The following is a 25507-nucleotide window of genomic DNA, read 5'->3' on the forward strand; positions in this document are numbered from 1 at the left end:
GTTGCTCACCGATGTTTACCATTATTGTGCAGCGTTCCCGGGCAGATCCCTGTGCCGGTTGCGCGGATGCTCCGCAAGCATGGAGTCGAGCAAGCTGCGAACCGCAGGATGAGAGGACTGCAGGAACTGCTCCTTGCTGTCGTTATATTCCACGACCCTGCCCTGATCCATGACAGCCAGGGCGTCTGAAATCATACAGGCGGCCTTAATATCATGGGTGATGAACAGATAGGAGAGGCCGAACGCAGCCCTGAGCTCACCAAGCAGCCGCAGAATAGTAGTCTGGTTAATCATATCCAGACTACTAACCGCCTCATCCAACACGATGAGCTTAGGCTTGAGCGCAATCGCTCTGGCAATATTAATCCGCTGCAGCTGTCCTCCGCTGAACTGGTAGGGCTGCTTCTGCATGTCTGCCGCGCTTAGTCCGACACACTCCAGTAGCTCGCCTACCGTCCGCTTCTGCTCCTGAACACTCAAGGATTCGTAGTTGGACAGCGGCTCGCCAATAATCTGCTCGGCTGTCATCCGTGGATTCACGGCTGAATAACAATCCTGAAAGACCACCTGCAGATCGCGGCGTATGGTCCTGCGCACCTGCCGACTCAGCTCATACAGATCCTGGCCTTGAATCAGCACCTGGCCCGCGCGGGGCGGCTCCAGCCCGAGAATAACCCGGCCCAGTGTGCTTTTACCGGCTCCGCTTGATCCCAGCAGCCCCAGGCAGGTTCCCTCTTCTATATGAAGAGACACGCCGGACAGCACAGGTTCCTGCTCCTCCGAACGCCTCCACCGGCGGGATGCAGCATAGGTATGGGTAACTTCCTTGACCTCAAGCATGTATTCTGCCGCTATTCCGGTCATAACTGGCCCCCTGACTGCGGACTAAGCTGAAGCAGCGGCCTTGCTGCAAGCAGCTCCCGGGTATATTCATGCCGGGGATGGTCGAACAACTCGAATACATTAGCGGTCTCAACAATCCGCCCGTGCTGCATGACCGCAACTTCATCAGCCAGCTCCGCAATGACGCCGAGGTCATGGGAGATCAGCAGAATAGCAGTTCCATGCTCCTGCCGAATTCGGTCCAGCTGCCGCAGCACCTGAAGCTGATTGGACACATCCAGAGCCGTAGTAGGTTCATCGGCAATGATCACGGAGGGCTTCAGGCACAGGGTAAGCGCCAGCATCACCCGCTGGAGCATCCCGCCGCTCAGCTCATACGGATACTTGCGCAGCAGCGCTGTGGGATCGGGCAGATTCATATCGGCCAGGGAACGGACCATGCAGGCTCTGGCTTCTTTTTCCCCCAGCTTCATATGTGTACGAATCGACTCCACGAATTGCGCACCAATGGTATACACCGGAGAGAAGGCCGTCATCGGATTCTGCATAATCAGCGCAAGACTACTGCCGCGAAGCCTGCGCATGTCCTTCTCCGGGAGTCCGTTCAGCTCACGGGTATGCAGCCGGATACTGCCTTCGATCACACTCGTCTGCCGGTCCAGCATCTGGAGGATCGCCAGCGACGTAACGGTTTTTCCGCTGCCGCTGCCTCCCACAAGACCCATCACACGCCCCGGCCTCAGCTCCAGGTTAACGTCCTCTATGAGGGGCAGAACTCCTGCCGCTGTCTTCACAGATACCCTCAAATCCTTCACCTGCAGCACAACTTCCGCTTGTTCCATGATTTGCTCATTCCTTCTTTCAGGAGCCTCGTTTGATCCCGTACCGTTCAGACAGCGCCTCGCCCAGCAGATTAAACGAAGCTACAACCATAATAATCATCAAGCCCGGATAGAGCATCAGCTCGGGATGATTGCGGATGAAGGATTTCCCTTCGTTCAGCATCGCCCCCCATTCCGGTGTAGGCGCCTGGACGCCCAGGCCCAGGAAGGACATCGCGGAGATATCCATAATCGCCCAACCCATCTCAAGCGTCCCAATCACCACAATCGACGGCAGAATATTGGGAATAAGGTGCCTGCTCATGATCTGCCAGGGGGAGGAGCCGCTGATCCGCGCTGCCGTGATGAAATTCCGCTCCTTCAGGCTGACAATCATATTCCGGAACATCCGGGCGAAGTACACCCACTGCACCAGCATCAGAGCAATAACCAATTGTGACAGGCCCGGCCCCAGAATCCCGATCAGACCGAAGACCAGAATCATACTGGGAAAAGACATAATGCCATCGCACAACCGCATCAGCACAGCATCCAGCCACCCGCCGATGTACCCCGAAACCACTCCTGCGAGCAGTCCCACACCTAAGGAAGCGGCAAAAATAAGTGAAGCAAAGCCCAGCGAGATCCGTGTTCCATACAGCAGCCTGGATAGATTGTCCCGCCCCAGCTGATCTGTCCCCAGCAGATATTCCCACGAGGGCGGACTGAGCTTCGCTGCCAGGTTCACCCGTATCGGGTCATGCGGTGAGATCCATGGAGCCAACAGGCCAGCAAGACCAAACAGGATCAGCAGGCTGCCGCAGATCATGATCACTCTCTTGCCTTTGAAACGGCTGCTTAAGTTATTCATCCTTGGCTGGCCCTCCCTTTACGCGCAATTCGCGGGTCCAGGAAGAGCTGGAGCAGATCGGCGATCAGATTGCTCCCGGCAATCACACAGACCGAGAGCATGATGTAGCATTGAATCACCGGAATGTCCCGGTTAATGATCGCTTCAATGAAGTACCGGCCGAAGCCCGGCCAGGAGAATACCTGCTCTACGATAATCGCTCCTGTCAGCAGCTTCCCCAGATTGATGCCCAGTCCTGTAATAAGCGGCGCTATGGCAATTCTCAGCACGTATTTATACAGAATCACACGTTCCTTTATCCCTCTAGCCCGGGCATAACGGACATAAGCCTCCTTCAGCTCCTCCAGAACGGTCGTCCGCAGCAGACGCGCGTAGATGGCAATCAGCCAGAGGGCCAGGGTAATAGACGGTAGAATCAGATGCTGCACGGACCCTCTGCCCTCCACAGGCAGCCATTCCAGCTTGACCGAGATGAAGAACATCAGCAGATAGCCGATCCAGAAGACTGGAACACAGGCGCCGATATAGGCGAATACCCGGATCACATGATCCACTAGCCGGTTTTTGTAAATCGCTGCTAACACCCCAAGCGGGATGCTAACCACCAGCGCCAGCACGATACTGGCGGACGCAAGCTGAAGCGTTGCGGGCAGCTTCTGGGCAACCTCTCCCCAGACGGGCATATTGGACAGGTAGGAATGGCCAAAATCCAGCCGGAGCAGCCGGCCTACCGATTGAACATATTGCGTCAGCAGCGGCTGGTCCAGCCCGAATTCATGCCGCTTGGCAGCCAGCACTTCATCATCCGGCTGGATATGGGCCGCAGCCAGATAAGCTTCAGCCGGGTCGACCGGCCCCACCCGGATCATCACGAACATCAGCAATGAGGAGAACAGAAGGATGGGGATGATCGCCAGCACTCTTTTTCCAATATATACGCCCACTTAGAACCCTCCTGCGTGACTACTAGTTCTTCTTGGTGCCATGAAGCGGATATTCATCCCGGTTGGACGGGAACTTGAATTCAGCCACATTGTCCCGGTACACCGCCATCTGCTTGATGTAGGAGATCGGAAGGATCGAAGACTGTTCCTGCAGCGTAGTGAGCACAGAGCCGAACAGCTCGGTACGGGCCTTATCGTCTGTTGTTGCCATGGCTGCTTTGATTTTCTTATCAATCGCAGCCTTCATTGGCAGAGCCGCCAGGGTATCCGAGACCCCATAGCCCGGCTGAACCACAGCCGTCATGAAGGAATGCGGGTCATACGGCGCACCAAAGGTCGAGTAGAAATTCATATCGAACTCATTGGCCTTTCTGCGCTGGATGTAGACGGTCAGCTCGACGCCGGTGATTTTCAGATTCACACCGATTCCCGCCCATTCAGCTTGCAGAGTCTCCGCCATCGCCTTCATCGTCTGATCCGCCTTGTCATACATCAGCTCCAGCTCAAGCTTCTGTCCATCCTTCTCCCGCACGTCAACACCTGAAGGCAGCTTCCAGCCCGCTTCATCCAGCAGCGCTTTTGCCTGCTCCACATCATATTTCACCGGGGTCACCTTGATATTGGTATAAGGCAGATTCGGGGGCAGGATATTGTCCGCCTTCTCCTCCAGCCCCAGCGTCACCCCTTCGACCATCGCTTCCTTATTGAAGCCCATGCTAAGTGCCTGACGGACCTTAAGATCAGCCAGCTTCGCGTTCATGGTATTCAGCACCAGATTGCGGGTTGCAATCGGCTCTGACAGCTTAGTGACGTACTTCCCGGTGCTCTCAAGCTCCTTGTAGGCGTCATAGCTGATGAGACCTTCGCCGTAGATCAGATCCAGATCCCCTTTTTCAAAAGACAGCACACGGGTCTCCGCATCCGGGATCACCTTCACCACCACCTTGTCCACCTTCGGCTTATCGCCCCAATAGTAAGGATTCGGTGTAAAGGTTGCCGCTTCATCCTTCTTATACTCGCTTAGCACCCAAGGTCCGGTTCCGATCGGGCTCTTCACGCCCTTGGATGTATCGCCATCCTCCGGGAAGCCCGCCTCGCCAAGGAAACGTACCGGCCGCACCACTGCAAGATCGTACAGTGCCGGGTAATATGATTCCGTCAGCGTGAGCCGGAACGTAGTGTCATCAAGCGCTTCTGTTTTCTCAATCAGCGGAATCATGCCCAGCCACGTGTGCAGCTTCTTATTATGTAAGACCGCATCCATATTCTTCTTCACCAGCTGTGCGGTAAAAGCCGTTCCGTCCGAAAACTTGACGTTGCTCCGGATCTTGAACGTGTATACCTTGCCATCCGGCGATAATGTCCAGGATTCGGCCAGAGCCGGGACAAGCTTCCCGTCTTGATAACTGACAAGCGGCTCATAGATCATAGACTGGGCTAACAGCTGGGACGGGTTATATAAATGCGGATTCATCGGTCCGATATCCCGGGGCCACGCCATTGTAATAGTCTTCGTAGCTTGCGCGCCTCCGGCGTCCGCTGATTTCTCCGTATTATTCGATGAACAGCCTGCAGCGACCATGGATATAACCAACAATACGAGCAGGCCTTGCAGCAGCTTCTTACCTTTAGATGCGAACATAGCGTTGACTTCCTCTTTTCTAATCGAGAATGATTATCATTATAAATTAAAATATTACTGTACCTGACACAATTCTGTCAATGGTAACGGTTGTATGCTCTGTACATACCAAAAAAAACCACCCCAAAACCTGGAGTGGCGATGATGTCATACGTTATATGTCATGCGTTATATGATTGATTATCCCTGTTCTTGCCCTTCTTCTTCCGGCTCCCCGAATCCCTCGTCTGGACCAGGACTGACGTAAGCCTGCAATACGGAATCCAGCAGTCCGGGGAACCGCTCGTCCAGATCTTCCGTCCGCAGGGACAGAATGCGCTGGGTACCCTGCACCCGGGTATGAATGACGCCCGCTTCGCGCAGCGTCCGGGCATGGTGGGTCAGCGTGGACTTGGCAATCGGTACCTTGAAGCTGTTGCAGGACTGCGGGCCGTGGTTACAGATCTCCGACACTACATACAGACGGATCGGATCGCTAAGCGCGTACAACACTGAGGCGAGCTGGATGTCCTTGCGGTCGGGATGATGGAGCTGCTTCATGAATAAGACTCCTTCAGAGGATATAATAGTACTTCTTTTCACGATGATTTCCTAATTGCATTTTACATTAGCGCATGCTATATTTCAATAGTTCGTAAGTAATCGAACAATACAATAAATTAATGAAGGAGTGGCTTTCTCATGACCTCATCACCTGCTTCTGAGGGCGATCAAGAGCATTCAATGGCTGCTCCGCAAGCGGTTCTTCCACGGGAAGGACTGCTAACTCTGCTATTCAGCGTTGCTGTCGTGCTCGTGATTATGAACACAGCGATGTTCAATCTGGCCCTGCCCGATGTAACCGAGACCTTCGGCATCACCGCAGCGTCCGCCTCCTGGATTGTAACCGGGTATTCCATCATGTTCTCTATTGCCTCAATCACATACAGCCGGCTCTCGGACTTCCTGCCGATCCGCCGGCTGCTGATTATCGGGCTGCTCACCTTAGGGCTTGCTGCTGTGGCCGGATTCTTCAGCACCAGCTTCATTTTCCTGCTGATTGTGCGTATCCTGCAAGCGTCAGGTGCAGGCGCCGTGATGTCACTGTCCCTTGTCCTGTTCACCCGCTACATTCCGCAGGCCCGGCGCGGCAAAGCCATGGCGACGATCATGTCGGCCGTCTCTCTGGGACTGGGTCTGGGTCCGGTAGCCGGCGGCTCCATTGTTGAATACCTCGGCTGGACCTGGCTGTTCGCAGTCACTGCCGCCATTCTGCTGCTGGTGCCGCTGTTCCTGATCCTGCTGCCCAAGGAAGTTCCCGCTAGCGGCTCATTCGACATCCTGGGCGGAATCTTCCTCGGCGTGGGTACCACCGGTCTGCTGCTATTCCTGACCAGCGGACTGTGGATCGCGCTGATCACCGGCATCGCTGCGATAGCCTTATTTGTAGGGCGTATCCGCACAACCCCTGATCCATTCGTGCTGCCCGCGCTATTCAGCAACCGGCCTTATCTGGTACTGGCACTGATCGGGGTTGCCTCTTACCTGTGCAGCTTCGCTACCCTGTTCCTGCTGCCGCAGATTCTGACTCACCGCTTCGGCTTCAGCGCCAGCCATGCCGGTCTGGTCATCTTCCCGGGCTCACTGCTGGCCATCTTCGTCTCCCGACTGGTCGGACGGATGATTGACCGCTACGGCAACACCGGGATTCTGCGCTTCGCACCGCTGCTCGTACTGGCCGCCACCGTATTATTCGCCCTATTCGCCGGACAATCCTGGATCGCCGTCATGCTCGTCTACATGATCATGAGCCTGTCCTTCACTGTACTGTCGAGCAGTGTGTCGAATGAAATCTCGCGTATCCTGCCTGCTTCGCAGATCGGCTCCGGGATGGGGCTCTTCCAGCTGCTGCAGTTCTTCAGCGGTGCCTTCAGCGTCGCGATGGCCGCTAGCGCCCTGGAATGGCAGCGCAGCCTGCCGCTTCAGGCCGCTTACTCCAACATCTACTGGGGCTTGTCAGTTGCAGCAATCGTGGCGATTGGCTCCGCCTTCATCTACCTGCGGGGCAGTCAGCGCAGCCCGCTGCCCGAGATGGCGAAAGCCGCAGACTGCTAGATAACAATACTTTGAATGTAATGCTATATCCGCAACTATACCTTTCACGCATACACCCGCACGCCAAAACACCCTGCAGCCTTCACGGCCACAGGGTGTTTCTTATTCCGGCCGCCCTCAGACGACCAGATATTCCGCATTTCGTTCACATTCCGCACATTTCGCCGGCGGGTCCCAGTCCGAGAACTCCGTCTCCTTCAGATCGACTACATCCGGTGCATCCTCGTACTCGTCCACAAATTTGTCGATGGCCAGCTCTACGTGTTCCTTACAGACTACATACATTCAATCAAGCATCCCTTTCTGTGCCGCTGCGGCGTAGACTTATACTACTGTTCTACCACACTTCCCTGCAAAAAGGAACCTCCCGCAGCGCAAAACACGGCTCTATTCCCGCCCCGTAAACTTCCGGACATCCCCGGCAATGAATCCGAGCGCCTCCTGCCAGAAATTCAGGGAATGCACATCAATATCCATCAGCTTCGCAGCGTCTGCGATGCTCCGGGTACTGGTCGCTGACAGGAACTGTTCATAGCGGCTCACGAACGCCTGCCCCTGCTTTTGGTACTGGGCATATAGCCCCTTGGAGAACAGCAGCCCGAAGGAATACGGGAAGTTCAGGAACTCATTGCCTGCCATATAATACCCCGCCTTGCTAATCCACTGGTAAGGATGAATGGACCCGGGCAGCACGCTGTCCCCGTAAGCCGCAGCCATTGATTCCAGCATCAGTGCGTTCAGCTCCTCTAATGGAAGGGGACCGGATAACCGGCGGGCATAGAGCGCACTCTCGAAGCAGTACCTGGCATAGAAATCGACAATATAATACCCTGCATCCGAGAGACTACGTTCCAGGATCGCATCCGCTTCCTCCGCAGGCAGCGAGTTTAAGAGTTCAACATGAATCAGACTCTCACAAAAAATCGACGCGGTCTCCGCAATCGGCACCGGATAATCCATGTTGACCATCGTATGTCCTGCGAGGCGGCTGGTATGATACGCGTGCCCAATCTCGTGGGCCAGCACACTCACATCTATATATTGGCCGTGGAAGCTTGTTATGATCCGGCTCTCTCCAATCGGGACGATATCGACACACATCCCGAAATTGCCCTTCCCGCTGCGCGGCTCGGCATCAATCCAGCGCTCCCCGAACACCTTGCGGGCGAACCCGCCCAGCTCGGGGCTGAACCTGCTGAACCCCGCGATAATCATCGCCTGGGCCTCAGCATAGGTTATACGGACTGAAGACTCCGTGCCAACGGGCGCAAAAACATCCCAGAACGGCAGCTGTCCCTCCGCATGCCCCAGCCGCCCAGCCTTTCCGGCATAATATTGCCGGAAGACCGGCAGGCTCTCCCGGATGGCCTGAAGCATCACCTCCAGCGTCTCCTGATCCATCCGCGCTGCTTCCAGCACCTTATGCAGCGGAGAGGCATAACCTCTTAGCTCATAGACGGCTGCCGCCTCACCGGAGACCGCATTGATACAGGCAGCACTCTGCTCCGCTACGCTGCGGCAAGCCTCATGCTCTGCTTCAGCCGCCGCCCTACGTACCTCAGGATTGGGATCATAGACCAGATTCCGCAGCTCCGCCAGCGTCACACTGCGGTTTACCCCAGCCAGCTCCAGATCGGTCCGCAGTGTAGACAGCGTCTGCATGTACAGCCGCTCCCACGCTTTAGAGCCGGTGTTCTGCATCCGGGCAATCACCGCTTCGCCTTCTGCGCTAAGCATGTGATGCGATTTCCCCTGTAATCCGCGCAGATAGAAGCTATGCTGCTCCAGATAAGCGCTGGAACGGAGACTCCGCTCCAGCTCATCCGCACTTCCCCCTGCCAGCCACTTGCTGAAGCGGACCAAGGCTTCACCCGCTCCGCTGGTCACCTCTTCCAGCTCATCCATCAGATTCACAGCTTCCTCACACTGGCTGTCCGCACTGAACCGCAGCTCCGCGTAGCTGAACAGACGCAGATATAGCTGTTGATACGCATTATATTGTTTAAGGAACACTTCCATCCGGTCTGCAGCGTCCTGCCCGCTAATGGGCTGCGAGGCCGACCAAGTATTCAGCTCCCCGGCAAGCGTCTCCACCCGCCTGCGGTCGTGCTGAAATCCCTCCGACTCGAAGGAGGGATAGATCCGGTCCAGATTCCATGTTAATTCCATTCATTAACCTCTCCTTAACTATAGTCACAGGAACAACCCTTACAAGAAAATCCATTTGAGTATATCATACACACCAAGTTAGAAGTCCACGGAAATAACAGCTATAATCAACTGTACAGCCATTACCGATACCTGGAAAGGAGCGCCACATGGTCAACCAATCGATCACCGAAGGAGTTATACGTACACGTTCCAAGCTGCGCAGAGATCTGCTAATTTCTGTTTTTGACGAATTCGATGGCAGCATTATGAGCCTGTCCCCTGATAACCGAAGGGAAAAATACAGCAAAATGGCGCAAAGCGCCTTTTCCTTCTACCGGGGGAGCGCTTATCTGTTCTATTTTGACACGACAAGACAATACTTTCCCTACCATAGCTCGCCAAGCCGGCCTACCTGGATTCAAGGAGATCTGCATTTCGAGAACTTCGGCGCCTTCCGCAGTGAGGACGGAGCGATTGTGTATGATGTGAATGATTTTGACGAGGGGTATGTCGGGTCCTATCTGTATGATCTGCTGCGGATGGCGGTCAGTCTAGCGCTTGTCGCCAGGCAGCTTGGTCATGGTCAGTATGAACAGCACAAGCTCATCCTCAGCTATGCGGAGGCTTATTACCGGCAAATTCACCGTTTCTGTGACCACAAAGACCATCCCGGAAGCTATGTAGTGGATGAGGATACCGCCAGAGGACCCGTCCGCAAGCTGCTACGTAAACTGGAGAAGCGCCGGCAGAGTCATTTCCTGGAGAAGGTTACCGCCCAGATGCAGACCAGCAGAGTGTTCCTGGAGACCTCGGAGCTGCTGATCCCCGGAGCTGCGGAGCAGGCACAGCTGGAGCAAGCCTGGGGCTTCTATACCCAGACAGTGGTGTCGCGCAGCCTGAACGAGGAGCATTTCCGGATCAAGGACATCGCGGTCAAACGCGGCTCGGGGACGGCTTCCATCGGCCTGAACCGCTATTATATTCTTATCGAGGGCGGTATGGAGCAGGCAGGGACCGACGATACCGTCCTGGAGGCCAAAGAAGTCCGCGTTCCCGTTCCTGCCTATTTCCTGCCGTATTCGGACTCCTTCTGGCAAGCCTTCGCCCATCAGGGCAAACGCGTATCCGCGACCCAGCAGGCTATGCATCATAAGGCTGATCCCTACCTTGGCTTCCTGACGGTGGATGGCCGGGAGTTCTATGTCAGAGAGCGTTCCCCGTACAAAAAAAGACTGAAGGCCACAAGCCTCACAGATATGGATGAGTTGACCGCAGTGACCCGGCAGATGGGCAGCCTGACCGCCAAAATCCATGCCCGCGCCGATTCCGATGTCGACAAAGGCATTCTCGACTATCACAGTGAGTATGAGATCGCGAAGGCCATGGGCGATGATTCTGAGGCCTTTGCCCGTTATCTTGCTGAGTGGGCCTACGGCTATGCTGGACAGGTGGAGAAAGACTATGCCATGTTCGCGGACTGGGTGTCCGGGCAGTATGGTATATAAAGGTAACGGCCGTTCAAGATAGCCTGCTGCTACCCCGCAAGCAAAGAAGCCCTCTTTACCCGAAACCGGGCGGAGAGGGCTTCTTTGCTCACTATTCCTACTAGACTCAATCTATGTGAACCTATCCTTAATTACCAGGCACTTCCTTCAAATACTGGCCCGGCCGGTCCAGCTCATAGAGCTTGCGGTAACGCGGCTGCTGCTCCATCAGCTCGGCATGAGTGCCGCGCATCTCCACCTGACCATTCTCCATGAAGATAACCTCGTCCATCTGCTCAGCGCCGACCAGATGATGCGTGACCCAGATCAGCGTCTTGCCGGCCATCGCCTCGAACATCGTGGCCAGCAGCTCGCGCTCCGTGCGCGGGTCCAGGCCAACGGTCGGCTCATCCAGCACGACGACCGGCGTATTCTGCAGCAGAATCCGGGCCAGGGCGATCCGCTGGCGCTCTCCGCCGGAGAAGCGCTGCCCCGCCTCGCGTACCGGAGTATCATAGCCCTCCGGCAGCGAAGAGATCAGCGTATCCAGCTTCGCCAGGGCTGCCGCCTGCTGGACCGCTGCCTCCGAAGCCCCCGGGTCCCCGAGCCGGATATTGTTCGCCACCGTCGTGTCGAACAGATGCGGGCTCTGGTTCAGCACCGCGATGAGCTGCGGAATCCGCTCACCGTAAGCCGCAGCATCGATCCCGTTAATCGTCACGGAGCCGATGGTGGGCGCAATCACGCCCTGCACCAGCTTGAGCAGTGTCGATTTACCGGCTCCGCTGCGGCCGATAACTGCAACCTTCCGTCCCTGCGGCAGCGCAAGGTCGAGCCCCTGAACAGAGAAGTCGTCGCCCGCCGCATAGCGGTAGCCCGCCGACTTCAGTTCAATCTGAACCTGTCCGCTGGCCTTGGCAGCCTCGGCAGCAGCACCAGCCTGAGCCGCAGCTTCGGCATTCCTGCCTTTTTCCGCCTCAGAGAGTGCACCCTCCGCCGGGGGCTCCACACCCTCCAGCCGCTCCAGTGAATTCCGGTATTGCGGAATTTTCTCCACAGCCTCGGATACGGGCAGGAAAGCATCCGCCACCGGGAAGACCACCAGCACGAACGCTGCAATCAGCGTTCCGGCAATCGCCCCCTCGGCATACTGTCCAGCCGCCCAGTATAACAGAGACAACACGGCCAGGCCAACAACCGCCTGCCCGATGAACATACGCAGCCGTGCCCAGCGCCGCAGCGAACCGTCTATGCGGGCAACTGCCTGCTCGTCCGCTTCATACGTATCGACGAACTGGCTCTGCCGTCCGCTGATGACCCAGTCACCTAGTCCGAGCACAGCATCTGTCAGCTTTTGATACAGCCGGTTGCGCTCCTGCTTCACCTGACGCTGACGCTTCTGGGTCAGCAGGAGGGAGATCAGAGGTAATACGACAACCAGCACCAGCATATAGAGTCCCATAAGCAGAGCAAAGACCACATCGAACGTCCCGAGCGCAATCATCGCCGCTGCATAGATCAATAGCGCGATAATACTCGGAAAGACCGTACGCAGATAGACATTCTGCAAATATTCGATATCATCGGCAAGCATACCGAGAATATCCCCGGTACGGAAGCGTGAGGACAAGAACAGCGCCTGCGGCTCCAGCATATGGTACAGCCGGACCCGCATCTTCGACAGAATGCGCAGTATCGTGTCATGTCCCACAAGCCGCTCCACATAGTGGATAACAGCCCGGCTGGTCCCGAAGGTGCGCACACCGACAATAGGGACATAGATCATCAGTATATTTTCCGGCGGAATCGAGGCCTTCGAGATCAAGAAGCCTGAAGTATACATCAGCGAGGACGCAGAGAGGATAGTCAGAGCGCCCAGCAAGATGATTAACACGAACCGCCAGAAGTAGGCAGAGTAATAGGGAGCAAACCATCCTTCACGTTTCAATGGATTCCCTCCAATTGACTTTGAATAAGCTCATAATAAGCGCCCTTCCGCGCAGTCAGCTCGCCGTGTGTGCCTATTTCAGCCACCCGTCCCTGCTGCATAACGACAATCAGATCCATGTCGATCATCCAGTGCAGGCGGTGTGTAGCCAGGAATACCAGCTTGTCCTCGAACAGCGGCAGCATCGTCTCCTTCAGCTCATATTCGGTCTCGATGTCCAGATGGGCCGTCGGCTCATCCAGCAGCATGATAGGGCGGCTGCTCAGCAGGGCGCGGGCCAGAGCCACACGCTGCTCCTGCCCGCCGCTGAGCGAACGGCCGCCGCCGCCGATCATCTCGTTCAGACCTTCCGGCAGCGAAGGCACCAACTTCGCAAGTCCCGCAGCGGACAAGGCCGCTTCCACAGCCTCCTGCGAAGCCTCAGGATAATAGAACCGGACATTATCAGCCAGCGTGCCGCTGAAGATATACGGGCGCTGCGGAATATAAGCCGTCTGCTTCCGCCAACCCTCATCGGTCAGCGCACTGACCGGGGTTCCATTGATCGTAAGGGTTCCGGAGGTTGGATGAAGGAAGCCGCCCAGAATGTCTACCAGTGTAGACTTGCCTGCTCCGCTCTCTCCGATAATACCAATCTTGCGATGCCCGCTGAATTCAAGATCAACAGCTTCGAGTGACGGCACTCCGTCCGCTTCATAGGTCACGCCTACCCCGTCAAGCTTCAGGTGGCTGTTATTGTTCCACGTGAAAAATTCGCCTGACCAAGCTCCGCTCTGGCCCGCCATCTCCTTCTGCCCACCCGGCTCCAGCAACTTCGCCTGGACCGTCTCACGGTCAATAATGCTCTTCATCGCTTCACCGGCCTCCTTACCATCCAGTGTGGCATGGAAGTCTGCACCTACCAGCCGTACCGGCAGAAAATATTCCGGGGCGAGAATCAGGATCGTCAGTCCGGTAACCAGCGTCATCTGCTCATTGACCAGACGCAGACCCAGGCTTACCGCTACCGAAGCAACAGACAGCATGGTGAAGAAATCCAGTGCGAACGAGGACAGGAAGGCGACTCGCAGCGTACGCATAGTTGCTGAACGGTAGCGGTCACTGACCTTGGCGATACTCTCACTGTGGCTGCGGCTTCGTCCAAGGAATTTCAGCGTCTCCAGACCGCGCAGCGAATCCACAAAGTGATTCGATAAGGTACGGTAAGACTTCAGCTGACGGTCCATCTGCTTGCGGGCCGTCATCCCGATCAGGATCATGAATACAATAATGATCGGCATCGTTAAGGTAAGAATGACACCGCTGGACGTATCCAGGGTGAACACATAGATAAGCAGCAGAGCGGGTGTTACCGCCATACCGACCATCCGTGGAATAATCAGCTCCAGGTACGCGCGGAACTTCGTTACTCCTTCAAGCACTAATGTGACCATATTTCCGGTCCCCCGGTCGCCAGCCAGCCTTGGTCCCAGCTGGAACAGCTTGTCCATCATCTGTCTCCGCATGCTGCTGCCGGTCGCTTCCGCGAAGCGGTACGCCGCCCGGCTCATCAGCATAGCACAGGCATGACGCACAAGAAACGCAAGAAGGAACAAGAGCGCTCTAGCCCCTTGTTCCTTCAGCGGTTCTCCCGCAAACAGCGCAGAGACAGCTTCTGCCAGCGACTTCGCCAGCAGAAGAATGGAGAAGCTTTGCACCAGGGTTAGGAAGCCAACCAGCAGGAAGACAGGCTTAACTCCTTTGTACCCAAGCAAATTTTTATCCATTAGTATTCAAGATGCTCCTTCTCATGAACCCGTTTGTGGAAGATGAAATAACTCCAGATCTGATAGCCCAGCACGAACGGCAGCAGAGTCAGCGCGACAATTGTCATCACCTTCAGCGAATATTGGCCTGAGGCCGCATTCGTAATCGTCAGGTTGAACGCCTGATCCAGCGAGCTGATCATAACCCGCGGGAACAATCCGATGAAGATCGAAGCAACAGACAAGGCCATCACAGCACCAGTCATCCCGAAGGCATAGCCGTCCTTCTTCTTAGTCATGAAATATCCGGCCAGCAGATAAGCGGCTACACCCAGAACAACTACAATCCATAGCAGCGTTCCGCGTTTATCGAAGATATCTGTCATAGTATAAGTCATCACAACGAAGGCTACCAGCAGCGCCGCCAGTGGAATCAGCAGCTTCTGGGCCAGCTTGCGTGCCCGTTCCTGCAGATCTCCAAGCGTGCGGAGCGTAGTGAACATCAGCCCGTGTACCAGACACAGCAGAACAACTGTAATCCCAGCAACCACCGTATACGCATTAACGATATCGAAGAATCCGGCATACATCTGCATATCCTTGTCAATCGGCAAGCCCTTGATGAAGCTGGCGAATACCACGGCGAGCAGGAACGGCGGCAGGAAGCTGCCGAAGAAGATGCAGACATCCCATGTTTTCTGCCAAGCCTTGGAATCGCGTTTGCCTCTGAATTCGAAGGCGACACCACGGGCGATCAACGCCAGCAGGGCAAATACAAACGGAATATAGAAGCCGCTGAACAGCGTAGCATACCAATGCGGGAAGGCCGCGAACATTGCACCGGCACCCGTAATCAGCCATACCTCATTCGCATCCCAGAACGGCCCGATCGAATTGATCAGTATCCGGCGCTCCGTATCATTCTTGGCCAGAATCTGCGTCTCCATCCCTACACCGAAGTCGAAGCCTTCCAGGAAGAAGAACCCGACGAACAGCACCGCAATCAGCAGAAACCATAATTCATTAAGTGACATTGGTTAGCCCTCCTTGTTATACGGATCGTGGGATTCACCGTGTTCGTTATCCATAGCATAAGGACCTTTTTTGATCACTTTGACGAACAGGCCTACCAGCACTGCACCTAATATGGCATAGATCGCGGTAAAAGAAATCACCGAGAACAGCACCTGTCCGCTGGTAATATTAGGCGATACACTGTCTTCTGTAGTCATAAGTCCGAATACCGTCCATGGCTGACGCCCGATCTCTGTCATAATCCAGCCGGCCGTGTTGGCAATCGGCGGAAGCAGCAGTCCCCAGAACATGAAGCGCATGAACCAGGTATTCGGTCTGTCCATCTTTTTGCGCCACATGAGGTAGATAGCATATACCCCGAACAGCATCATCAGCGTGCCGGCAGCAACCATGATCCGGAAGCTCCAGAAGGTTGTTTTGACCGGCGGAATATAATCTCCTGGTCCGTAGGCTACTTCATACTCCTTCTGCAGCTCCAGCATCCCCTTCACATCACCGGAGAATTTACTGTAGGACAGGAAGCTCAGCAGATATGGGACCTGAACTTCATTGCTGTTGGTCTGGTTCTTCACATCGATATTGGCAAATACCGTCCAAGGTGCCGGGTCGCCGCTCTCACCCCACAGCGCTTCGGATGCGGCCATCTTCATGGGCTGTGTCTCTACCAGATATTGAGCCTGTGCATGTCCGGCAACCGCAACGCCGAAGGAAGAGATAACCCCTACAATGGCTGCAATCTCGAATGATTTCCGGAAAAAGGCAACGTCCTGCTTCTTAAGCAATTTGTAAGCACTGATCCCTGTTACCAGGAAAGCGCCTGTAGCGTAGGCGGCAAGCACTGTATGCGGAAATTCCACCAGCAGCTGGCCGTTCGTAATCAGTGCGAAGATATCATTCATTTCAGCCCGACCGTTATTTATTGCAAAGCCGACCGGATGCTGCATGAACGAGTTAGCCAGCAGAATCCAGAATGCCGACAGCATCGTCCCGAAGGCGACCAGCCAGATGGATAATAGATGAATCCGCTTGGATACCTTATCCCAGCCGAAGATCCAGATTCCGATGAATGTGGACTCCAGGAAGAAGGCCAACAAGGCTTCAATCGCAAGCGGAGCCCCGAACACATCACCGACGAAGCGCGAATAATCCGACCAGTTCATCCCGAACTGGAACTCCTGCAAGATCCCTGTTACTACACCTACTGCGAAGTTAATCAGGAATAGCTTCCCCCAGAATTGCGCCATTCTTTTGTACTCTTCATTGCCCTTTCTTACGTACATGGTCTCCATAATGGCAATTATGAGCGCAAGTCCGATCGATACTGGCACAAAGAAATAATGAAAAATTGTCGTCGACGCAAATTGTATACGCGACAGCAGTACTGTATCCATATTTCTCCCCTTCCTTCTCCCCATTTCGTTATGTCTATTTTGTCAAATATCCATCACTCAAAGTGTGATAATTATCACATTATACGCCCCGTTTAGGCATAAAAAACAATAAATTTGTGACAAATATCACAATTTTGCATTTAAAAGCAAAAAAAATAAGACGGATTCACCGTCTTGAATGTGTCTATCATATATAAGTTGTCTTGACTCATAAAGGTATTGGTTTAGGTAATGGAAATACCTTTCTTAAGCGATTTGAGATCGCCATTTGAATTAAGCAATTGCGGCAGCATCTTCATGCTACGAACCATTGGGGAATGACAGAGACGGCAGGAAGGTGCATGTTCAAATGCGAAATTATCCCTCATCCATCCATTACAATCCTCATTGGTACAGGCCCAAATTGCGGTATTTTCTTCCGGTACTTCCTCCAAAGGCTTTTTCCGGTAGTTCATTGCCGTTCCTCCTTCCTTTATGTTGCAAGCGAGTAATGATAAAAAAAGACCGTCCCAACTTTCACAAGCGGGGACGGTATCTTCTATTAATTACAGTTTTACAACGTTTTCGGCTTGTGGTCCGCGGTTGCCTTGAACAACGTTGAATTCAACGCGTTGGCCTTCGTCCAAAGTTTTGAAGCCGTCGCCAGTGATTGCGCTGAAGTGAACGAATACGTCGCTTCCGCCTTCAACTTCGATGAAACCGAATCCTTTTTCTGCGTTGAACCATTTAACTGTACCTGTTTGCATGTGTGTTACCTCCACAAATTTAAATTAATATGTTCTTTTTATCTTCAGACAAAGAAAAAATTCACACATTGAGAAAGGTTGTAGCTTTGGTTGACAGCCCTTTTCAATGCGAGAATAAGGTATCAATGTAAGAACAATTTCATGTTACCACACCTTAATAACAAAGGCAAGCTGTTCTATCCTAATTTCTCCGGTTTTTCCCTTATAAGGACTACTTCCCAATGTAAGGGCTACCAGTCGTATTAAATTGTAATATTTATACCCAATGCTACCATTTACCCCATTTATTTATTCTTGAAACAGCCCCGCCCTCTTCTTTTTTCCTGAAAAGGACGGCTTGAACTGTTTCCGTAATCGTGACTGCCTCATTATTATATACGGTCATTTCCAATTTTATTCCTCTGGCTTCTCAAGAAGCTGAACTGTTGTCTGCTTCACTTCACCATTACGGTAGAAAGTGATCTTCAGCTTATCTCCGATCTTGGTATGATCGTACAGGTATTTGCGCAGCGATAGCGTGGAGGTAATCGGCTTGTCGTTGAACTTGGTAATCACATCGTTAAGCTGCAGGCCTGCATCCTTCGCCGGCCCCACAGCATCCAGAACCACAACCCCATCCGTTACTGTAGACGGAAGATTAAGCTCCTTACGCTGGTCATCGGCCAGCGGAACATACGGATTATTCAGATCCACGGAATAGACGCCCAGGTATGACCGGGCTATACGGCCTTTGGAGGTAAGCTCATTGGCTGTGTCTACTACACGATTGGCGGGAATTGCAAAACCTAATCCCTCTACCCCCGTATCGGAGATCTTCATCGTATTGATTCCAATCACCTTGCCGTCCAGATCCACCAGAGCACCCCCACTGTTGCCCTCGTTAATGGCCGCATCCGTCTGGATCACTTCCTGCTCCCAATCGTACACACCGTCCTGGTTCAGTGACACCGGTATCGTCCGCTCTGTATAGCTGACAATGCCGGAAGTTAGTGTATCCCCAAGCCCTAGCGGGTTACCGATGGCAATAACAGTTTCACCCAGACGCAGCTTGGAGGAATCCCCAATCTCAGCAATCCGGTCGATTCCCTTGCCGTCAATGGAGAGCACAGCAATATCACTCACCTTGTCGGCACCCACCAGCTCCGCCTTGTGTGTCACACCGTCTACTGTAACCACTTCAAGCTTGCCGGCACCCTCAATGACATGGTTATTCGTGATGATAAAGGCCTTATTGTCGTCCTTCTTATAGATAACTCCTGAGCCTAGAGCCGATTCATCGAGAATATTAAGTTCCTTATTGTCTTTTTTATGATTAATGATGCTCACTACCGCAGGGCGGATATGTGCAGCAGCCTGAATAATCCGGTCATACGGATCTGCACTGCTCGCAGCCACCTTATCAATAACCACCGGGGCCTGAACTCTCTCCGTGGTGAACTGTCCCGTTACCAGACTGAACAGCAGCACAGCCGCTACAGCACTGCAGACAGAGCTGATCAGCGAGATCTGCCAGGTTGCCAGCGACCGCTTCGATTTGCGTACAGCCCACTTGCCGTCAGCATATCCGCCGGTTGATTTAGATTTGCCGCTTTTGCGCCGTGACACCTTGGTTGAATAAAAATCATCATCGAATAATCCCATGTTACACTCTCTCCCCTCTATTGCCACCGCATTCACGACCTGAACGCCAAGCAACCACGCCCGAGCTTAACCGCTATATCTCTTAGACTTCACGAAGTACTAAAAGGTTTCACTTGATTTATTCACCACATTCCAGTGGGTTCTAAGCGCAAGGGATGTCTATTATTCTAATAAGCTACTAAAAAGTTTAACAGCTTGTATCCGGAATATTTTGCAACTTAAAAGACTACAATAGGATTAGAACGCTCTATATGATTGTATCACAGGCAGCCGCGCTGCCCACATGTTTTCTATGTTAAATAAATGTAAATTATTCACAGCCTCACTATAACCTATTTCACAAGGAGGGCCGGACTATGGAGTCTTTTTCAACAAGTAAGGATCTGGTTCAGTTCATTGGCAAGCTGGGGGACCTTAAGGATGAGCATTATCAGCTGATTCTTGTCCAGCATGCAATGATTGAGCTGTTAATTGATAAAGGTCTATTCTCCCGCCAGGAGCTGGAGCACAAGATTACCGAGGTTGACCGCCTTATGACTGGCTCACCTTATCCCATGGCGTAGGCCGGTCATAGTAGGTGTCACAGAGCCTGAACTCACTGTCTTTGTAAAAGCAGCCCCGGTCCTCCATCGCCCCGCGCACGGACATCTTCGCCAGATCCATCATATTATGGTCTCTGCTTAAGTGGGCCAGATAGGCGCGCTTGGTCCGCCCGCTTAGAATCTCGCTGAGCGCTGCTCCTGCCGCTTCATTGGACAGATGCCCAAGATCGCCGAGAATCCGCCGCTTCGTATTCCAGGGATAACGCCCCATCCGCAGCATTTCGATATCATGATTCGACTCCAGCACAAGCACATCGGCATCCGATATAGCCGTTCTCACCTTGTCGCTGACATACCCGAGGTCTGTCGCTACACACAGCTTCTCCTTGCCGTCATAGAAATTGTAAGCTACCGGCTCCGCAGCATCGTGGGAGATGGCGAAGGATTCCACCCGCATGCTGCCGAAATCCCGGTGCTGGCCGGTCTCCATAATGACCCTGTTATGCTCCTCAATCTTGCCGATCCCCTTCTCTATGGCTCCCCAGGTGTTCGAATTCGCATAGATCGGAAGATTATACTTGCGGGCCATCGCGCCCAGCCCCTTAATATGATCCGAATGCTCGTGGGTCACAAGAATCCCGTCCAGCTCCGCTCCCGTCAGCTCACGCATGGCCAGCAGCTCGTCAATCCGCTTCGCACTCAGACCCGCGTCGATCATAAGTGTGGTCTCGCCGTTACGCACCACTGTCACATTCCCGGTAGAACCGCTGGACAGTACTGTAAATGAAATCCCCATATCTCTCCTGCTCCTTCTACTCTGTTGTCTTCGGACTGATAATATCCGCACTGATCGCATCCATATAATAGGCACTGCCGTCCTCCAGCATGAACCGCCACATCGGCGAAGCCACCTGGCTCTCGGAGTTAAACAACTCTCCGTAATAGCCCAGCTCAATCTCCTTCACTGCAGCACCCGCAGGAAAATACTTCTCGATCAGACTGCTAAGCGCCTGCGATGCCGGGAGAACCTTCTGCAGATCCTCGCTCCGGCTTGCTGCGATCTCAATCTTCGGCCAGCGGTAGGCCACAATCTTCTGGTCACTGTTGATCAGCTCCAGCCGCACTCTGAACAGAGACCACTTGTTATCCACCAGCGGATGCAGGACGAACTTGCCGACCTCACTCTCCTGTGAATCGAACCGGTAATTGGCAATGTCGGGAATCTGGCCCTTCAGCAGATTGCTAAGTTCCGAGAACGAGGAGTACATCAGCTTGCTGTCGACCGGCTCCTTAAGCTTCACAGGCAGTTCATTCTGCTCTTCGGCCGAATAACGGTACGTGATATCAGGCAGCTGTGGAGTGCCAGCCGGAATCGGGCACAGCAGCCTGATGTTCTTCTCTTCCATCACCGCCTTAGTCTCAGCAGACAGGGAAGTGAAGTCAAGTCCAGCGCTGACCTGATCACGCACATCAATCCATAGCTGATAGCACAGCAGCAGATTCAGCACCAGAAAGGCATATATCAATACACTCTTAGCCCTTCCCCAGTCCATAACGTCCCTCCTCGAATCGTATCCTGTCCGCTTGGTTTATCTCCGCCCTAATTCAATGTAAGCTCACTGCCGTCACTGAGTGTAACCCGCCAGACCGGATGAAGCTGCAGCTTCTCCCCGGCCAGCGCAGGCATATAGGCAGGCGTAAGCTCAATGATCCGCAAGGAGCTGCCGATCTGCGCCAGCCGCTGCTTCAGCAGTTCGCCGCCGGGCAGCTCAACAATGGTCTTTTCAGACTTTTCCTCATTCGTGTACATCAGGGAGCGCTCATAGGAAGAGACCGTTCCCTGCTGGAGCTCCAGATGGATTACGCCATACTGAAGCTGCGGATTGCTCATAATCGGATAGGAGCCGGACGGATAAGCGCCATAATATTGCTGAAAAGAAACCTTGCGGTCCTGCCGGCTCTCCTCCGTAGCAGCCAGCCTGTAGGTTCCGTTCCAGCCGCCATGGTTATTGACAAATTCCACCGCCACCAGTGCATCCTTCGCCGGTGTGCTGTCCCCGTCCGGAAGTGCTGCAGGATCACTATAACTCATCCAGTTCTGCTCCTGGTCCACCTGCAGGCTGCGTTTGCTGTCCGTATAGATTTTGGAGCCGTCCTTCTCAGGAATATACCTTGTATTGCCTGCATCGAAGAACAGATTGCTTTGCATTTGCTCAATGGTATACATACTCGCAGGCATCACAACTTTAACCAGCGGAACATCCGCCTCAGGGACATAATACTCACCGTTTACGGCTGTATACTGCGTCAGATTCTTACCGAAGTCCACATGCTGCTGCACATCCTGGACCGTAAGATCAGCCTTAGCCGCCTCGTACACAATATCCCCGCGTGTGCTGAAGAAGATAACATGGGCTTTGGAGTCATTTTTGATATTGTAGATCCAGATCCGGTCAATGCTCTCCCCCTCGAACAGCGAATCTGACGAGATCTGCATAACCCGCTGCAGCAGCGTTACCGGAATGCCTGCCCCGAACGACAGCTCAATGCCCGGATTCTCACTTCGGATCTTGTCCCAGTCGAAATCCTGTACGGACCGCCGCTGGAAGCTCTCGAAACTGCGGCCCTTCAGGCGGTTCATAATCAGGTTATAGAAAGTGGAGCTGGGGTAGAACAGTGTATGCTTGTCTCCGCCCATATGAATAATCATTTTATCGGGGTAGAGCAGGTTCTCCACCTTTTCCTTCGGCCCCATATTATCCGTCTTCACATATAAGGTCTTCGACAACACTGCCGAGTCGCTGCCGGGCAGCCTGTAGATCAGATAATAGCTCTCCACGAGACTTCCGAGTATAAGCAAGACCAGCATCCATGACTTGATTCTCTCCTTCACGCCTCACTCCCCCTTTGCTTCATCAAAGGCAGCGTGAACGTGACCAGCGAGCCCTCATTCAGCTCCGATTGCAGGGAAATGGAGCCGCCGTGGGCTTTGACAATTTCCCGGGCAATGGACAGGCCCAGACCTGTTCCGCCCATATTCCGCGAGCGCGCCTTATCAACCCGGTAGAAGCGTTCAAAGATGCGTTCAATATCCTTCTTCGGAATCCCAATCCCGGAGTCGCGGACAGACACGGCCAACATGCCGTCCTCGTTCTTATGCGCCTCCAGCTGAATACTCCCGCCTTCCGGCGTATACTTGAGGGCATTGGAGACCAGATTACCCAGCACCTGGTCAATCTGGTCCCGGTCCAGCCACGCAGTAGCGACATCCTTGCGCACCCTCGTGCTGATATGAATCCGCTTCTGGCGGATCTGGAAGGAGAAGCGGTCGGCCACATCCTCCAGCATCTCGGAGATATCCGTCTGCTGAATGCGCAGGCTGGATTCCTTGGAATCGAGCCGCGACAGATGCAGCAGATCCGTAACCAGCCGGATCATGCGCTCCGTCTCGTTGCGGATAACTCCGACGAACCTCACGGCGAGCTGCGGATCTTCGAGTGCGCCGTCATCCAGCGCCTCCGCATAGCTCTTGATCGTCGTAAGCGGCGTCCGCAGCTCATGCGATACATTCGCCACGAACTCCCGGCGGGACTCCTCCAGATTCTCCTGCTCCGTAACATCCTGCAGCACCGCAATCGTCCCGGCGATCCGTCCGCCTTCACGGCGTTGGATCGGGGTGAAGGTCACCCGCACAATATTGGGGTCCTCTCCACCCATGGGAGACAGATGAAGCATAGCCGACTGAGGAATGCCTTGGGTCACCGAGACGGACTGCTCAGGCTCCAGCCCTAGCAGTCCGCCGAGCGAGGCCCCGGCAGGAAGGGGGCCTTCCGCGCCCAGCATCAAGGCGGCGCGTGTATTCATCAGAATCACCGCGCCGCTCTCATCTGTGGCTACGACACCGTCACTCATATTGGCAAGAATGGAGGACAGCTTCTCCTTCTCCTCTTCGTTCTGCAGCAGCGCCTCGCGCAACCGGTCTGTCATATAGTTGAAGGCCTGGCTCAGCTGGCCAATCTCATCATTGCCGAACACGGGAACCTTCCGGTTGAAGCGCCCTTCCGCCACAGCCGTAGCATGCTTGGTCATCTCCTTAATCGGATGCGTAATCGTATGCGCGAGGATAACTCCCAGCACTGCCGTGAGCGCCAGCGCCAGCAGCAGCCCCGAGAGGAACACACTGTTAATCCGGCTCATGGTGGCATATAAGTCTTTCATATCAGCAGCTATATAGATGGCACCTACCACCTTATCACCGGAAATTACCGGCTTCGCTACTACCTTTTTGCGCACATTATCATCAGCGATGATATATTCCTCATTATCGCTGATGCCCTGCAAGGCGCGGCTGACCACGGTCTGCGTGTTCCGCTGGCCGACATAGTCATTCTGTGAAGGGATCGAGGTGGTGATAATCTTGCCGCTCGCATCCAGCACCTGAATTTCTGCGCCATTGATATACAGATTGTTCACCATGCCGCGCAGGCTCTCCACAGCCGATTCCTCATCGGCTGTGCCCGTCTCACTGCCGAATTTGTCAGCGGTGAGGATCGAGAGCATTTCGGCCCGGGCCTTCAGGTCCTTGGTGAAGTTATCCGTCAGCGAGTTCTTCATCGAGCTGACAAAGTATACGCCGATCAGCTGCATCGCAATCAGAATCAGCAGTACATAGATCACGATAAGCCTGGCCTGGATCGTCCGGAAAAAGGACAGTGCCTTCATTACAACCCTCCGTTTTTGGGGCTATGCATCAAATAACCGAGTCCGCGCCGGGTATGAATATACTCCGGCTTGCTGGGATTCTCCTCAATTTTTTCTCTGAGCCGGCGGATGGTCACATCCACTGTCCGCACATCGCCGAAATATTCGAAGCCCCACACAGCCTGCAGCAGATGCTCCCGGGTCATTACCTTGCCCGCATGGCGGATCATATAATAGAGCAGCTCATATTCACGATGCGTCAGATCCAGAGGCTCACTATCCTTGTACACCATATACATATCCGTATCAATGAATAATCCGAAATGATAGACCCCCTGCTTGCTCTCCACCGCTTCACTCGGCGCTTCCGACTGCGATGGCTTATGCTGGCGCCGCATTTGGGCCTTAACTCTGGCCAGCAGCTCACGTGTACTGAACGGCTTGGTCACATAATCATCCGCACCGAGCTCAAGACCCAGCACTTTATCGATCTCTCCATCCTTCGCGGTAAGCATAATGATAGGAATATCCAGATGGGCAGAGCGTACCTCACGGCAGACATCCATTCCGTCCTTGCCGGGCAGCATGAGATCCAGCAGCATCAGATCGGGGCGTTTGGACAGAGCCAGCTCCACCGCACTGTTGCCGTCGAAGGCGCAGATGACCTCATAGCCCTCTTTTTCCAGATTGAATTTCAATATATCAGCAATAGGTTGTTCATCATCCACTACCAGAATCGTTCCCATTTGCATATGCTCAGCTTCACCTTTCTAACGGTACTCGAAACCCTGATTCCTTTATTTTAACATACCTGGCTGGGCGTCACATCAAATTACCCCCGCAAAGTGAGGCTTTAGCTTCGAGGAGAACTCAGATACTTTCCGTGAGATACAAAAACCGCCCGAAAT

Annotated in this window: 23 protein-coding genes; 3 read left to right on the plus strand and 20 right to left on the minus strand. The window is 53.9% G+C overall.

The annotated features are described in order from the left end of the window. Positions 1–21 precede the first annotated feature (21 nt). From nikE to NSS83_RS19560, 6 genes are all read right to left on the minus strand, one after another. On the minus strand, positions 22–840 hold the full coding sequence (nikE, locus tag NSS83_RS19535; protein ID WP_341348749.1) for a nickel import ATP-binding protein NikE: 819 nt from the start codon (positions 838–840) through the stop codon (positions 22–24). Between the two features lie 20 nt (positions 841–860). Beyond that, on the minus strand, positions 861–1685 hold the full coding sequence (locus NSS83_RS19540) for an ABC transporter ATP-binding protein (RefSeq protein ID WP_341346330.1): 825 nt from the start codon (positions 1683–1685) through the stop codon (positions 861–863). 19 nt (positions 1686–1704) lie between these two features. Continuing rightward, on the minus strand, positions 1705–2535 hold the full coding sequence (nikC, locus tag NSS83_RS19545; RefSeq protein ID WP_341346331.1) for a nickel ABC transporter permease subunit NikC: 831 nt from the start codon (positions 2533–2535) through the stop codon (positions 1705–1707). Further along, a complete protein-coding gene (gene nikB, locus NSS83_RS19550) occupies positions 2532–3479 on the minus strand; it encodes a nickel ABC transporter permease (protein ID WP_341346332.1) in 948 nt (315 codons plus the stop codon). The genes nikC and nikB overlap by 4 nt, the downstream gene beginning before the upstream one ends. A 22-nt stretch (positions 3480–3501) precedes the next feature. Continuing rightward, complete coding sequence (gene nikA, locus NSS83_RS19555; protein WP_341346333.1) at positions 3502–5121, minus strand: nickel ABC transporter substrate-binding protein; 1620 nt, start codon at positions 5119–5121, stop codon at positions 3502–3504. 180 nt (positions 5122–5301) lie between these two features. Then, on the minus strand, positions 5302–5661 hold the full coding sequence (locus NSS83_RS19560; protein ID WP_036699783.1) for a helix-turn-helix transcriptional regulator: 360 nt from the start codon (positions 5659–5661) through the stop codon (positions 5302–5304). 141 nt (positions 5662–5802) lie between these two features. Here NSS83_RS19560 and NSS83_RS19565 point away from each other — a divergent pair, with 141 nt between their 5' ends. Further along, positions 5803–7215 carry an MFS transporter gene (locus tag NSS83_RS19565; protein WP_341346334.1) on the plus strand — a complete coding sequence of 471 codons (1413 nt, stop codon included), beginning with the start codon at positions 5803–5805 and terminating at the stop codon, positions 7213–7215. A 117-nt stretch (positions 7216–7332) separates the two neighbouring features. Here the strand turns inward: NSS83_RS19565 and NSS83_RS19570 are convergent, their stop codons facing one another. Both NSS83_RS19570 and NSS83_RS19575 read right to left on the minus strand, forming a co-directional pair. Further along, positions 7333–7500 carry a CxxH/CxxC protein gene (locus NSS83_RS19570; RefSeq protein ID WP_063829067.1) on the minus strand — a complete coding sequence of 56 codons (168 nt, stop codon included), beginning with the start codon at positions 7498–7500 and terminating at the stop codon, positions 7333–7335. Positions 7501–7602: 102 nt separating this feature from the next. Beyond that, positions 7603–9384 carry a M3 family oligoendopeptidase gene (locus NSS83_RS19575; protein ID WP_341346335.1) on the minus strand — a complete coding sequence of 594 codons (1782 nt, stop codon included), beginning with the start codon at positions 9382–9384 and terminating at the stop codon, positions 7603–7605. Positions 9385–9533: 149 nt separating this feature from the next. On the opposite strand from NSS83_RS19575, the gene NSS83_RS19580 reads away from it, so the two are divergent. Beyond that, entirely contained in the window at positions 9534–10871 is a 1338-nt protein-coding gene (locus tag NSS83_RS19580) for a DUF2252 family protein (protein WP_341183201.1), read from the plus strand. Between the two features lie 127 nt (positions 10872–10998). Here NSS83_RS19580 and cydC read toward each other — a convergent pair whose 3' ends face one another. The 7 genes from cydC to NSS83_RS19615 all read right to left on the minus strand — a co-directional run bounded on the left by cydC (position 10999) and on the right by NSS83_RS19615 (position 19356). Further along, positions 10999–12798, minus strand: a complete 1800-nt coding sequence (gene cydC, locus NSS83_RS19585) for a thiol reductant ABC exporter subunit CydC (RefSeq protein WP_341183200.1) — start codon at positions 12796–12798, stop codon at positions 10999–11001. Beyond that, the gene (gene cydD / locus NSS83_RS19590) at positions 12795–14564 is read right to left on the minus strand and encodes a thiol reductant ABC exporter subunit CydD (RefSeq protein WP_341183199.1); all 1770 of its coding nucleotides are present in this window, start codon (positions 14562–14564) and stop codon (positions 12795–12797) included. The genes cydC and cydD overlap by 4 nt, the downstream gene beginning before the upstream one ends. Next, positions 14564–15577 carry a cytochrome d ubiquinol oxidase subunit II gene (cydB, locus tag NSS83_RS19595; RefSeq protein ID WP_341183198.1) on the minus strand — a complete coding sequence of 338 codons (1014 nt, stop codon included), beginning with the start codon at positions 15575–15577 and terminating at the stop codon, positions 14564–14566. The genes cydD and cydB overlap by 1 nt, the downstream gene beginning before the upstream one ends. 3 nt (positions 15578–15580) lie before the next feature. Continuing rightward, positions 15581–16969 carry a cytochrome ubiquinol oxidase subunit I gene (locus tag NSS83_RS19600; protein ID WP_340995130.1) on the minus strand — a complete coding sequence of 463 codons (1389 nt, stop codon included), beginning with the start codon at positions 16967–16969 and terminating at the stop codon, positions 15581–15583. A gap of 224 nt (positions 16970–17193) precedes the next feature. Continuing rightward, a complete protein-coding gene (locus NSS83_RS19605) occupies positions 17194–17424 on the minus strand; it encodes a cold-shock protein (protein ID WP_036699797.1) in 231 nt (76 codons plus the stop codon). 90 nt (positions 17425–17514) lie between these two features. Then, entirely contained in the window at positions 17515–17715 is a 201-nt protein-coding gene (locus NSS83_RS19610) for a cold-shock protein (protein WP_019914582.1), read from the minus strand. Positions 17716–18108: 393 nt separating this feature from the next. Next, complete coding sequence (locus NSS83_RS19615; protein WP_341183197.1) at positions 18109–19356, minus strand: trypsin-like peptidase domain-containing protein; 1248 nt, start codon at positions 19354–19356, stop codon at positions 18109–18111. 356 nt (positions 19357–19712) lie between these two features. Here NSS83_RS19615 and NSS83_RS19620 point away from each other — a divergent pair, with 356 nt between their 5' ends. After that, the gene (locus NSS83_RS19620; RefSeq protein ID WP_209879260.1) at positions 19713–19919 is read left to right on the plus strand and encodes a hypothetical protein; all 207 of its coding nucleotides are present in this window, start codon (positions 19713–19715) and stop codon (positions 19917–19919) included. On the opposite strand, the gene NSS83_RS19625 is transcribed toward NSS83_RS19620, so the two are convergent. Genes NSS83_RS19625 through yycF form a run of 5 tightly spaced genes read right to left on the minus strand, consistent with a single transcriptional unit; the run spans position 19888 to position 25351 of the window. Continuing rightward, on the minus strand, positions 19888–20694 hold the full coding sequence (locus tag NSS83_RS19625) for an MBL fold metallo-hydrolase (protein ID WP_036699804.1): 807 nt from the start codon (positions 20692–20694) through the stop codon (positions 19888–19890). The genes NSS83_RS19620 and NSS83_RS19625 overlap by 32 nt on opposite strands. A 16-nt stretch (positions 20695–20710) precedes the next feature. Beyond that, positions 20711–21451 carry a two-component system regulatory protein YycI gene (gene yycI, locus NSS83_RS19630; RefSeq protein ID WP_341183196.1) on the minus strand — a complete coding sequence of 247 codons (741 nt, stop codon included), beginning with the start codon at positions 21449–21451 and terminating at the stop codon, positions 20711–20713. A gap of 47 nt (positions 21452–21498) precedes the next feature. Then, positions 21499–22791, minus strand: a complete 1293-nt coding sequence (yycH, locus tag NSS83_RS19635; protein ID WP_341346336.1) for a two-component system activity regulator YycH — start codon at positions 22789–22791, stop codon at positions 21499–21501. Continuing rightward, complete coding sequence (gene walK, locus NSS83_RS19640; RefSeq protein WP_341346337.1) at positions 22788–24620, minus strand: cell wall metabolism sensor histidine kinase WalK; 1833 nt, start codon at positions 24618–24620, stop codon at positions 22788–22790. The genes yycH and walK overlap by 4 nt, the downstream gene beginning before the upstream one ends. Next, positions 24620–25351: a response regulator YycF gene (gene yycF / locus NSS83_RS19645; RefSeq protein WP_036699813.1), complete on the minus strand. Its 732-nt coding sequence runs from the start codon at positions 25349–25351 to the stop codon at positions 24620–24622. The genes walK and yycF overlap by 1 nt, the downstream gene beginning before the upstream one ends. Positions 25352–25507: the final 156 nt, after the last annotated feature.

The organism is Paenibacillus sp. FSL H3-0469, from assembly GCF_038051945.1.
Classification (GTDB): Bacteria; Bacillota; Bacilli; order Paenibacillales; family Paenibacillaceae; genus Paenibacillus_AQ.